Raw genomic sequence first — 12394 nt, 5'->3', positions numbered from 1 at the left:
TGGGCTCTCGCTCATTGTTCCAACCTGAGATGCTGTCGTGCGCCTTGCGGTCAACCGTCCACGAGCACGGTTGCAATTTTTCCGGCGTACCCGGCGTAGCGCAGCTGAGAGACCAGATCGGTCAGTTCGCTGCGCTCGGTGACCGCCGCCCGCACGACAATGGCCGTCACATCGGCAATGGCGGAAAGGGCCTGCGCGTCCGGCACGTCCGAGATTGGCGGCAGCACCACAATCACGCGGGAGAACGCCTCGGCCAGCTCGTCGACCACGTCGTCCATGCCCTTCGCGCGGTAGAGCGAGGGGTCGGCCTCCTTGCCCGCGGCGATGAACAGGAGCGCGGTCTGGCCATCCACCTGCAACGCGCCTTCGATCTCGCCATTTTCCGAAACCGCGTCCGACAGGCCGTATTCGTTGACGCCGCCCAGCATCAGATGGACGCTCGGCCTGTCGAAACAGGCGTCGACCAGCACGACCTCGTCGCCGGCAACGGCCGCGGCCTGCGCCAGCGCGACGGCGAGTGCAGCGTGGTCGCTCTTGCGGTCGGGTGTGGTAATGGCGACCACCAGCGCGCCATCGCGTCCCGCCCCCAGAAGCAGCGCCGCCCGGAGCTGCGAGATGGCATCGGCAAAACGGGCGTTGCGGCGCTCGGCGAAGAGCTTGCCCCTCAGCCCGCGCCCGCGGCCTGGCACCGGCGGCATCACCGCGACCGGTGAAAGGCCGGTGGCCCGCGTGACGTCGGACGCGGAGCGGGTGCGCCGGTCCATCAGCGCCAGCCCGATGACCAGCATGAACGCAAGAGCGCCCGAAAGGACGCCGCCGCCCGCCAGCACCAGAAGCCGGTTGGGGCCGGATGGCTGCACCGGCGGCAGGGCCGACGCGATGATCCGCCCCTGCGCCTGCTCGAAGCCGGTGGTGTTGTCCACCTGATTGAACCGGTCGAGGAAGGACTCGTAGATCCGCTTGGCGGCATCGGCCTCGCGCTGGAGGCGCCGCAGCTCGAACTCGGCGTCGCGCTGGCTGTTGAGCTGGCCGCGCACATCCTCCACGTCAGCTTCCAGCGAGAGCACCCGCTGCTGCTGCACCGCTTCGGAGGTCGTCAGGCTGGACGCGATCTTTGCGGTTTCCTGGGCGATTGTGTCGCGGATGGCGGCCAGTGCACTGCGCGCCTGGATGAGGCGCGGGTGGGTGGGCTTGTAAAGGGTCTGGAGCTCGTCCACCTCGCGGGCCTGGGTCGCCTCCTGCGCCCGCAGCGCCTGAATGAGCGGCGACGCGACCACTTCGGGCAGCGCGGCCGGGTCGTCCGAACGTTCCGACGAGCTTGCCGTGGCCGCAGCGGAGGCCAGCTGCGCCTGCGCAAGGCTCAGCTGCTCGTTGAGACGGTTGAGCCGCTCGGCCAGAGCCGTGGTCCCGGCGGCCTCCGTATTGCGGTTCTGGCGCAGATATTCCTGTACGGCCTTCTCGCGCTCGGTGAGCGTCCGGCGCAGGTCTTCCAGCCGGTCCGACAGGAGGGCGACGGATTCGCGTGAGAAGTCGCGTGCCGTGTCCACCTCAACGCCGAGATATTCGGCCATCACCGCATTCACCACCTGCGCGGCGAAGTCCGGATCTTCGCTTTCGTAGGATACCTGGACGACAAACGAGCGCCCGGTCGGCGCGACCGACAGGTTGCGGGCGAGGTTGCTGGCGATCGCTCGGCGCGCAGCGCCACGGTCGGTCGGCATGTCCCGTTCGGCCTCTTCGCGCAGGAGCGGGTTGGCGCTGCTGAACTCCAGGTTCAGCTGGGCGACCACCTGCTGCAACACGCGCGACGAACGGATCACGGCAACTTCGGTTTCGGTGATTGTTTCGGCCGGGACGAAGCGGCTGCTCTGCTGCTCGTTGAGCACCGTGTTCGGCTCGGGGTCGATTTCCAGAAGGCCGCTGGCGCTGTAGACATCGGGCATGCGCGAGGCGAGCACGGTGGCGCCCGCAACGCCGGCCGCCACAATGGCAACGATCAGCCATTTGTACTGCCACAGGGCTGAAATCAACCAGAGGACCGGGTTGAACGGGTTGGCCGCCGGCACGGCCGGGGGGCGCGCGTTGCCGGCGTTGTCGGTCACTGCCACCGGGGCACCTCAAGCGTGTCGAGATTGCCGTGCACCGGGACAGTCCTCCATGATACGGCGCACGCGCCACTCGTTCTGCCGTGTCGGTGATACGACCATTCCGGACCCACACTAGCACCAAGCTGCGCTGATGGCCGGACCCGCGCGGCTGATGTTTGCACAGACCTATGGTCTTCGGGCAACGCGTCAAACGTTGGCACACGTTCATTCACAGAAATGACGAATGCGATGGGCAAAAGTTGCGCGGCAAATCGCATATGATGTGTGCTATGTTGAGAGACTTGCCGGCAAAGGAAATTACATGACCAGATCAATTGGCCGGACATGCGGTCGTGTCTTTGCTGGCTGGTGAATCTCAGGCGCGCCAAGCCGAAAAATGGAACCCTTGGCGCGCGCTTTCCGGGCCTGGACGCTTTGGCATGCTATTTGAAGCGACCCCCCCTGGCATGACGTCCGCTTTTTTTGCCCCCGTCCGATTTGTGTGGTGGTTTTGATAGGCTTAAACAACCATGTATTCCCTGAAAGTGTGGATCGGTCCGGAACGGTCGGCCCTGCACGCCCCGGCTGGGCGTTATCGAAAGCGTTTTGCACGGCATGACTGAGAAAACGGCAACCACGGAGAGCGAACGCGGCAGCGAGGCGGCGAAAGGCGGTGCGGACAGCGGCAGGGCGCTCACCCCGCGTGGAACGGTTGCCGCCGCGCGGATTGCAGCCGCCAAAGCCAGAAACAACACGCTCAATGCCGTCGAGTTCATTGAACCCGGCCACGGCCGGCCGGACTATCTCTATCTTCAGAACATCGACCGGGCGCTGATCGTCGGCGATCTCGCGTGCTTCTTCATCGCCGGGCTCGTCTCGTCCTATTTCATGATCGGGGAGACGCAGCCCGCCTCCACCTACGTCCCCGCCGTTGCGCTGGCGACGTTCCTCTTTTCGCGCATGCTGGAAGGCAACCACGTCTACAAGACCGCGGCCCACAATGTGCAGTTCAGCCTGTTGCGCCGGCTGGCGCAGGCGCTCGTTCTCACTTTTGCGATGGTGACCGCTGCCGCCTTCGGGTTTGCCATCGAGCAGACCGCATCACGCGGGTGGCTGGCGCTGTGGCTGGCCGGGACGGCGGGAGGTCTTCTGGCGTTCCGGCTTGTGGTGGCAGGGCTCGTGCGCATGGCCATCCGCCGGGGACGGCTTCGCCGCCGTGTTGCCCTTTATGGCGCCGACACGCAGGGCATTGCCGTGATCGAGCATCTGGCCGCCAGCGAGGATGCCCACTACGCCCTCGTCGGTTATTATGACGACCGATATCAGCGCGTGCCGACCGAAATTCAGGGCTACCATCGCCGTGGCGGGCTGGCCGAGCTGGAAGATGCCGTGGAGCGCGGTTACGTCGACGAAGTGATCGTCGCGCTGCCGCTGGCCGCGGTCGAGCGGCTGGCCCACATCATGGATCGCCTGTCCCGCTTCTCGGTGACCGTGCTGTTTGCACCTGACCTTCCCATGTGGCGCTTCTTCGACAGCCCGGTCGAAATAATTGGCGGAGCGCCGATGCTGCGCGCACTGGATAAGCCCATCAGGGGCTGGGAAGGCGTCGCCAAGTTTTTCGAGGACCGCATTCTGGGCGGGTTGCTGGTGCTCCTCTGCTCGCCGGTGCTGGCGCTGGCGGCGCTCGCAATCCGGCTCGATTCGCCGGGGCCGGTTTTCTTCCACCAGCCCCGCCGCGGCTGGAATGGCGGTATCTTCACCATCACCAAATTCCGCACCATGCGGACCGACATGGAAGACGTTGCGGGCGACAAGCAGACCACCAAGAACGATCCGCGTGTGACCCGCGTCGGCCGGTTCCTGCGGCGCACCAGCATCGACGAGCTGCCGCAGCTGCTCAACGTGCTGCGCGGCGACATGAGCCTGGTCGGTCCGCGCCCGCATGCGCTCGGGACCAAGGCCGAGGGCAAGCCGTTTGACGAGGCGGTGGCCGACTACATGCTGCGCTACCGCGTGAAGCCGGGCATCACCGGCTGGGCCCAGGTCAATGGCTGGCGCGGCGAAACCGATACCAACCGCAAGCTTCTGGTGCGTGTGCGCTACGACATCGAATACATCGAGAACTGGACGATCTGGTTCGATCTTTACATTCTGATGGTCACGCCGCTGTCCCTCCTGTTCCGCTCGCGCAACGCCTACTGAGCTGAACATCCGCCGGAAACTGTCCCGTGATGAAGCCTGCTGACGTGCCCTTTACCCCTTCTTAAGGTTAACGGCCGAACGTGTGGGGGCGATATCCGCAGGATCGGTTTTTGTTATGCAGCGGTTTGCCTTTCTGGCGGCCTTCACATTCATCGTCGCGTCGTGTGCGTCGCCGGAAGGGCAGAGCCCCTGCGCCGGCACCACCGGGTGCGGCGTGGCTGGCGCGTCCGGCACGGCCATTGCGCCGGCCATCCCCAACGGCTTTCTGCCGTGGGCGGAGGGGTTCGGTGGGTCGCTCCGCTTCGTCATCGGCGATGAAGTGCGCATCACGCTTCCCTTCTACGAAGAAGAGAATGTCACGACGCAGGTGGCGCCCGATGGCAACATCTATCTGGAGCTGATCGGCGCGGTTCTCGCCAATGGGCGGACGCCGGAGGCGCTGTCGGCCGAGCTTGAGCAGAAATATTCCGAGTATCTGCGCTTTCCGCAGGTTGGCGTGGTGCCGACCGCGTTTGCCAGCCGTCAGGTCTACGTGGGCGGCGAGGTCGAGAACCCCGGCGTCTATCCGCTGACCGGGCCGACGGGCGTACTGGAGGCCGTGTTCCAGGCTGGCGGGTTCGAGTTCACCGCCAAGCGGGAGCATGTGGTGCTGATCCGCCGCGGGCCGGACAACCTGCCGATGATGCGCTTTCTGGACCTGAAGGCCTTTGCCCGGGATGGCGTCCCGACCGAAAACACGCTGCTGGAGCCATTCGACATCATTTTCGTGCCGCGCTCGCAGATTGCGGAGGTGAATCTTTTCATCGCGCAATATATCGAAGGTGTCATTCCGTTTAATCAGAACTTCGTCTACACGCTGCTGCAAACCGAGTGACGGAGCGGAAGATGAGTTCGGTCACCATCCTGATCCCGACCCGCAACCGGCCGGGTCCCCTGGCGCGGGCGCTCGAAAGCCTGGCCGCTCTCGATGTGCCGGCGGACCTTTCGGTCGACGTGCTGGTGGTCGACAATGCGGCCGATGGCACGGCGGCGGATGTGGTGGCAGCCGCAAGCTTGCCGTTCGCGGCGCGGTGCCTCAGGGAGCCGCGGCCCGGTGTTTCCAGCGCGCGCAACGCCGGTGTGGCTGCGGCAACCGGCGACATCGTCGCCTTTGTGGATGACGATTGCGCGGCAGACCCCGGCTGGCTTGCCGCGCAGGTGGCTGCGCTGCGCACCACCGGCGCGGACGGCAGCTTCGGCCCCCGTGTTGCGGAGATCGACGGCACGGCCCCGCCCGGCGCCGACTTCTTTCTGGATACCTATTCGCGCGATCTCGGCGCACCTGCCGGCGGCGATGTGAGCGACCAGCACGCCTATCTGCCGCTGCCGGGAGCAGCGTTCGTCAAGGCGCGGTGTCTGGCCGGGCCGGCGCCGTTCGACCCACGGCTCGATAATATTGGCGGCGAGGACGTGCTTCTGTTTCGCCAGCTGGTGGAGGCCGGTCGCCGCTTCGTCTGGGCGCCTGATGCGAAGATGGTGGAGTTCATTCCGCCAGCGCGGCTGGATGCCGGGTTCATCCTGAGGCGGCGTTATCTCTCCGGCCAGCACCGCTGCATTGTGCCGATGATGCTGGAGCCGCCCCGGCGCGGCGAGATGCTGGAGCACATGGCCAAGGGCGCGGTGGCCGCCGCCGCCATGGCGCCGGTGGCCCTTGCCGGCCGGATGGGCGGCACGTGGCCCACAAGGTCGACCGGCCTTCTCATGAGCGGGCTCGGCAAGCTCAGCTGGTGGCGCACCAAGGGCTCGTCGCTTTACGGAAGCGGTCACCGATAGAAAGCCGGTTTCTCATTGCAACCCCCTTTAATCGTCTGTTCGGTTAAAGAGGATTACTGACAAATTTCGCAAAACTCACCATATGGTTGGTGATGGCAGGCAAAACGTCCGTGGTTTGCGGCGCGCTTTGTGCAGGTGGCACGGTGCCGACAGACCGCGAGTGAGGCAGAGCCGATGAGCGAGGAACCGGGACAGACGGGCAACGCGAAGCTGCGCGAGCGGATCAGGGACCGCCGCGCCGGGCGCGCACGTGCGCCATGGGGCCAGGTCGAGACCGCGGCCAGCGCAGGTGCAGCGCCGGACACGGCCTACGATCACGGCTATGGCGGGTGGACGGCAACGGTCGGTGGCATCGGCGATGCGCCTCGGACGGTCACGCCGGCGGCCGATGCCGCGCCGGAGACGACCGGTCCGCAAGCGGGGGACCCCACCCCGGCGGAAAATGCCCCAAAGGCGCGGCTTGGCGAACGCCTGAAAAAACGCCTGCGCCAGCGAAACCCGCAAACTGAACGCACCGAAACGCAGGAGAGCGCCGCCGACACCGTCGCCGCGACAAACCCCGAACCTGCGCAGCCGTCGCCGACCGCCACCGATGATGCGCCGGAGCTCGTTGCAGCGCGGGACCGCCTGCGCCGCCGCAATGCATCCGCGGAGGCGGCCGCTGCGGGCAAGGCGGCGGGCGAACCTGCCCCGGAACCCACCCCAGAACCCGCCCCCGAGCCCGCAGCAGCGCCAGCCGCCGCAGCGAAGCCGGATGAGCCGGCCGCCAGCGCCGAGCGCGCACTCGTGTTGCCGCCGCGCCGCAGCGGCGCGGGACCGCGTGCCGACCGGAACCGGCCGCGCGGGGATGACACGGACGGCGCCAAAGCAGCATCGCACAATCGCCGGTCCCAGCGGATCGACGGCGGCGGCACCGTGATGATCGACGAGGCGCTTTATCCGCTGCTCGACTGGTCGATGGGCGGCATTGCCGTGCCGCCGGGCCGCCAGGATATCCATGCCGGCGATCGCCGCACCCTCGAGGTCGAGATCGACATGCGGGACTATTCGGTCAGTCTCCAGATGGAGGGCGAGGCCGTCAACGTCACCGAGGATCGGATCGGGTGGCGGTTTGTCAGCCCCAACGACAGGCAGCGGCAGGTCCTGCGGTCGCTCACCAACGCGGCATGCCAGGGTCGCAGCTTTGCCCCGCCGCTCGACAACACGCCCGCACCAAAGATGATCGACACGTCCGGCCGTGACGCGGTGCCCCGCCGGTCCGTGGGGCGGTTCAGCCCGATTGCGGCGGTGATGTCGCTGCCGTTCAACGCCGCAGTCATTGCGCTGGTGGCGGGGCTTGCCATCATTGCACTGCCGGACGGGAGCAGCACCGAAAGCACGCAGAGCGTTGGCAGCATGGCTGCGAGCACCGTGCGGGCCGAACATGCCGCCGTCGCCGTGGCACGGCAGACGCTGGCCGCCGATGCCACGGGTCTCGTGCTGGAGTGGGGCTTCGCGCCGGGCGAGACGGTGGACGAGGGGGATGCGCTCGTTTCGCTCCTCCTTTCCGCCGCGGGCGAGGAGACCCGTTCGGTGATTCAGAGCCCCTGCGACTGCAACCTCGCGCGCATTCTGGTGGACGCCGGTGACAGGGTGGTGGAGGGCGACCCCATCGCGCTCCTTTATCCGCGCGATGCCGAGGGGCACGTGCAGGCCATGTTCCCGTTCGGCACGGCGCCCAACCTCGGCGCTCTGGTTTCCGTGGCGCTCCCCTATTCGGGCGACCGCTTCGAGGGGGTGGTCGAGAAGGTCGGCCGGCTCGACGATCCGCAGGATTATATCGGCTTGCCTGCGTCCATCGTGTCGGGAGACCGTAATTCGGTATATGCCCATATCACGACCACGCCCGCGGTTCCTGCGGCCCTTGCGGGGGACCCGGCCATCGTGACCGTCGGCGCGATGGAGACGGCCCCGCCGGAAGTCTGACCCGCGCTCAGGCGGTGTAGCGCTTCAGCTCCTGCCTTGCGATCTGGCGCCGGTGCACCTCGTCGGGGCCATCCACCAGGCGCATGGTGCGCAGGTGCGTCCACATTGCGGCAAGCTCGGTGTCCTGGCTGATGCCCATGGCACCGTGGAGCTGGATCGCATCGTCGCAGATGGACAGCGCCACCTCCGGCGCCACCACCTTGATCTGGCTGATCCACGGCTGCGCGGCGCGCACGCCCTCCGTGTCCATCACGTGCGCGGCCTTGAGGCAGAGGAGCCGCGCCTGCTCGATCCCCATGCGCGCATCTGCAATCCGGTCCATGTTGCCGCCAAGCTCGGTCAGCGTCCTGCCGAACGCCTCGCGCGCCAGGCCGCGGCGGCAGAACAGCTCCAGCGCCCGCTCCGCCAGCCCGATGGAGCGCATGCAGTGGTGGATGCGCCCGGGCCCCAGCCGGGCCTGCGCCACCTCGAAGCCGCGGCCCTCGCCCAGCACCAGATCGTCGGCAGGCACCCGCACATCGGTAAAGCGGATGTGCATGTGCCCGTGGGGGGCATCGTCGTGCCCGAAGATCTGCATGGGCCTGAGGACCTCTATCCCCGGCGTTGCGGCCGACACCACAAACATCGAGTGGCGCGCGTGCTTGTGCGCCGCAGGATCGGTGGCGGCGAGCACGATATAGACTGCACAGCGCGGATCGCCGGCACCCGAGGCCCACCACTTCTCTCCGTTCAGAACATAGTCGTCGCCGTCGCGCACGGCGGACAGGACGAGATTGGTGGCGTCGGAGGAGGCGACCGCCGGCTCGGTCATCAGGTAGGCGGAGCGGATGCTGCCAGCCAGAAGCGGGGCCAGCCAGTTCTCCTTGTGCGCTGCCGTGCCCATCCGGTCGAACACTTCCATGTTGCCGGTATCGGGCGCGGAACAGTTGAAGCACTCTGCCGCGAGGCGGACCTTGCCCATTTCCTCGGCAAAATAGGCGTATTCCACATTGGTGAGTCCCGGCCCGTCCGGCTGGTTGGTGCGCCAGAAATTCCACAGCCCCTGTTCGCGGGCATGCGCCTTGAGCCCGTCAATTATCTCCAGCTGCCGCGCGGTGTGCTTGAAACGGTCGCCGGAAGGATGACGCCCCACCTCGCTCTGGAATTCGGCATCAAGGGGCGCAATGTCGTTTGCCACCATGGTGCGGACTGCATCGAGGAGGGGGCGGGCCCTGTCGCTGAGGCCAAGGTTCATGGGTGGTGCGCTCCGGTCTGGCTTCGGGCGCAAAGCATGGTGCGCGCCGCCGATCGCTGCAAGTGGTCTGCGGCTGGACACAAACTGCCGCGCCTGATACCCGAAAAACATCCCTCCGGCGCATCCGTCGATCCCAACAGGACGTTTTATGCATAGCCTCCCCGCGCATTTCGCGTGGCCGCCCTTGCGCGCATGAGCGAGCATATCGTCCACTTCAACTGGGATCTGCCGACCGTTGCGGTGTTCCTGTTTTCCATCACCCTTCTGGGGCTGGCCAAGGGCGGGCTTGCGGGCATCGGTGTTCTCGCCATGCCCATGATGCTGCTGGTGATGCCGCCCGGACCCGCCGCCGGTCTCATCTTGCCGATCCTGATGATCCAGGACGTTCTCAGCGTCTGGATCTATCGCGGCAAGTGGAGCCTGCCCAACCTCAGGCTTCTCGTTCCATCGGCATGTCTGGGCATTGCGCTTGGCTTCTCGCTGTTTGCTCTGCTGCCCACGGGGCCGATGCTGGGCGTTCTGGGCACCATCACGCTGGCGTTTGCGCTGCGCGGCATTCTGGGGCCCAAGGCGCCGGCGCGCGTGCCGTCGCGGCCCATGGGCGTGTTTCTGGGCATGATGAGCGGGCTCACGTCCACCGTGCTCCATCAGGGCGGGCCGACGTTCCAGATGTATCTCATGCCCCAGCGCCTGCCGCGCGACACATTCGTCGCCACCGGCGTGACGTTCTTTTTCCTGATCAACTTCATCAAGCTGCCGGGCTTCATCTGGCTCGGTCAGCTGACGCGCGAGGGGCTGATGGCGGCGCTCATCGCCTCGCCGCTGGCGCTCGGCGCCACCTGGCTGGGCGCGAGGCTGGTGTCCCGCATCGCGCCGGAGCGGTTCTACACGCTGATCTACTGGTTGCTCGCCCTCGTCGGCGTCAAGCTTTTGACCGACGCTCTCTTCTGATCCGGCGCAGTTCGCGGGGGTCGCGCGTGCTCTCCGCGGCGGGGCGCGCCTCTGGCTTGCGCGGCTTCCGAGCGTCGTCCTGCTGCCGGCCGGTCTTCTGCGCGCGGCGGCTGGCGCGCGGCGCATCCAGCGCCTCCTCGTCGCAAAGCACCTCCACAATCTCCTCGGTCTTGTCGAGGTGGGTGCGATCTTGAACGCCGGCGGCGGGGTCGTGGCCCGGCACATCCGCCGCGACAATGCCGCCATAGTGCTTGAGGAACACGCCCATCACGTGGCTGACGCCGGCTTCGGTTACCGCGCGGGCGTCCGGTCCGTAGTAGCGGCCGCGAACCTGCGGCGCCGTGATGATCTCGTAGGACGGGAAGTAGTCCACCCGTTCGTCCGCGTCGGACAGCATCTGCGCGGCAACCCGCAGGACGGCTTTGGAATAGGTGGTGGAGGCGAGGACATGGCGGTCCTCCGCCGTTGCCATCAGCGGCACCGGCGATACGGTGAGGATCACCCGCGCCGCCGGGTTCACCGCGCGCAAGGCGGCAAGGGCCGCGCGCATGTCGGCCACCGTCTCGTCGACGGTGAAATTCTTCATGGTGTGGCGGGCAGGGTCATAGGTGCCGCCGGACACGCCGGGGGCGAGCGGAAAGACGGCGCCGTCCCGGTCCATCCACCCTTCCGTCAGCCCCAGCGTGAACACGAAGACCGAAAGGTCCGCCATCATCGCCCGCACCCGCGACAGGTGATAGGCGCGGTCGGCTTCAAGCTCGGCCAGCGACAGGAACGGGCCCACCGACGGGCGGAAGGGGTCGATGAACCCCTCTGCGGTTTCCCAGGCGTTGGTTTCGGGCACGAACTCGCCAGCGGCGCGCGCGAACAGCTGGCGCAGCTGGCGGGCGGTGTAGACGTTGCCGGAGCGGGTGGAGAACACGCCGTAGTGGAAGTGCGCGCCGCCATTGGTCCGGTGGATGGCGGGCGCTTCTTCGGCCACCAGCGTGTTGAAGCCGGATGCCGCAAGATGGCGCATCACGTGCTGGGCAAAGCAGCTGCCAGCGGTTGCCACCGCCTCGTCCCTGCCGATGGTGAATTTTGGCGCCGCAACAGGGTCCAGCGCGGCGGGATCTTCCACGCCGGGCGCACGGCGCCAGTGGCGGTAGTCGGCAATATCGCTGTAGGGGTGCGGTGTCGTCATTGCGGCGCGCCCTCATTCGTGGTGCCAGCTTGCGCAACGGCAGCGCCGTGGCTTCTCCCATAGGCGCGGATCTGGTCCAGCACCAGCGCGCCATACTGGGCATTGCCGTGCGTGGGGTCGTTGCGGCGGTAGCGCTTGGCGAGAAAGCCGCCTGCATTCTGCGCTTCCGGCGGTGCTGGAATAAAGTCGATCTCGTGCGCCTCGCACCATGCAGACAGGATGCGGTTCTGCAGCTGGTAAATCTTCAGCCGCACCGAAGGCGGCGTGAAAACGAGGCTGAGCCCCATTTCCTCGGCCTTGTCGGCGAGCGACGTCACTAGATGCTCCTCGTCATCCACCGGCGGCGGGGCGGCCACATGGGCGGTCGGCACCTTGTAGTAGGCGGCAAGCTCGGTGGTCCGCTCGAAGGCGCGCTGCATCATCTCGCTCATGGCATGACGCATCTGCGCGTGCGGGATGATCCGCCGGCCGGGAAGGACCGTGTCGTCCGCGTGGAGGTAGAAGTCGAACGGTTCGGGCGCCTCGAACAGGCCCAGCCGGTTGTGCTGGTTGCCGCCCATCATCGAGATCGCCACCGTGGGCGCCAGCTTCCCCAGCGACGCGGGGTCCAGCGGATGGTCATCGCCGGAACTTGCGCGCGAAACACGGCCGATGGCGATATCGTCGGCGCCCACGCGGTCCATGGCGGCGGCCAGCGCTCGCGTGTGGCTCATGCCGACCACATAGATGGGGACCTTTTGGGGTGCTGGCGGCTGGCGCCGCTCCGGCGTGCCGCGGAACAGGCGCATAAAACGGCCGATCCCGCCGGGTTGTGCCGCGCTGGCCGGCCCCTTGCGCGTCACCGTGCGGCCCCGCGGATGGAGATTGCCGCCGGGGTGGGGCGGGCGAGTGGGCACAAAGGTTCGCGCATCGGCTGGACGACAACTCTCATCAGGGCTGCTGGAACGCTTCCAAATGCCT

Annotated in this window: 9 protein-coding genes; 5 read left to right on the top strand and 4 right to left on the bottom strand. The window is 66.9% G+C overall.

Translation table 11 applies throughout. The features are described from left to right. Window positions 1–50: 50 nt before the first annotated feature. On the bottom strand, window positions 51–2108 hold the full coding sequence (locus RDV64_RS04635) for an exopolysaccharide transport family protein (RefSeq protein ID WP_309198110.1): 2058 nt from the start codon (window positions 2106–2108) through the stop codon (window positions 51–53). A gap of 594 nt (window positions 2109–2702) precedes the next feature. On the opposite strand from RDV64_RS04635, the gene RDV64_RS04630 reads away from it, so the two are divergent. The 4 genes from RDV64_RS04630 (at window position 2703) to RDV64_RS04615 (ending at window position 8066) form a co-directional block, all read left to right on the top strand. Continuing rightward, entirely contained in the window at window positions 2703–4289 is a 1587-nt protein-coding gene (locus RDV64_RS04630; RefSeq protein ID WP_309198109.1) for an undecaprenyl-phosphate glucose phosphotransferase, read from the top strand. 115 nt (window positions 4290–4404) lie between these two features. Further along, window positions 4405–5163 (top strand): polysaccharide biosynthesis/export family protein, encoded by a 759-nt coding sequence (locus RDV64_RS04625; protein ID WP_309198108.1) that lies wholly within the window; start codon window positions 4405–4407, stop codon window positions 5161–5163. Between the two features lie 11 nt (window positions 5164–5174). Continuing rightward, on the top strand, window positions 5175–6101 hold the full coding sequence (locus RDV64_RS04620; protein WP_309198107.1) for a glycosyltransferase: 927 nt from the start codon (window positions 5175–5177) through the stop codon (window positions 6099–6101). A gap of 174 nt (window positions 6102–6275) precedes the next feature. Next, window positions 6276–8066: a PilZ domain-containing protein gene (locus RDV64_RS04615; RefSeq protein ID WP_309198106.1), complete on the top strand. Its 1791-nt coding sequence runs from the start codon at window positions 6276–6278 to the stop codon at window positions 8064–8066. 7 nt (window positions 8067–8073) lie between these two features. Here RDV64_RS04615 and RDV64_RS04610 read toward each other — a convergent pair whose 3' ends face one another. Beyond that, entirely contained in the window at window positions 8074–9300 is a 1227-nt protein-coding gene (locus RDV64_RS04610; protein ID WP_309198105.1) for an acyl-CoA dehydrogenase family protein, read from the bottom strand. 192 nt (window positions 9301–9492) lie between these two features. Between RDV64_RS04610 and RDV64_RS04605 the strand changes: the two genes are divergently transcribed. After that, on the top strand, window positions 9493–10251 hold the full coding sequence (locus RDV64_RS04605) for a sulfite exporter TauE/SafE family protein (RefSeq protein ID WP_309198104.1): 759 nt from the start codon (window positions 9493–9495) through the stop codon (window positions 10249–10251). Here the strand turns inward: RDV64_RS04605 and RDV64_RS04600 are convergent. Further along, on the bottom strand, window positions 10223–11434 hold the full coding sequence (locus RDV64_RS04600) for a GSCFA domain-containing protein (protein ID WP_309198103.1): 1212 nt from the start codon (window positions 11432–11434) through the stop codon (window positions 10223–10225). The two genes, RDV64_RS04605 and RDV64_RS04600, sit on opposite strands and share 29 nt — an antisense overlap. After that, the gene (locus tag RDV64_RS04595; RefSeq protein ID WP_309198102.1) at window positions 11431–12330 is read right to left on the bottom strand and encodes a hypothetical protein; all 900 of its coding nucleotides are present in this window, start codon (window positions 12328–12330) and stop codon (window positions 11431–11433) included. Before RDV64_RS04595 ends, RDV64_RS04600 begins: the two co-directional genes overlap by 4 nt. Window positions 12331–12394 lie beyond the last annotated feature (64 nt).

This window comes from Acuticoccus sp. MNP-M23, assembly GCF_031195445.1.
Classification (GTDB): domain Bacteria; phylum Pseudomonadota; class Alphaproteobacteria; order Rhizobiales; family Amorphaceae; genus Acuticoccus.
This window is presented reverse-complemented; position numbering and strand designations above follow the sequence as displayed.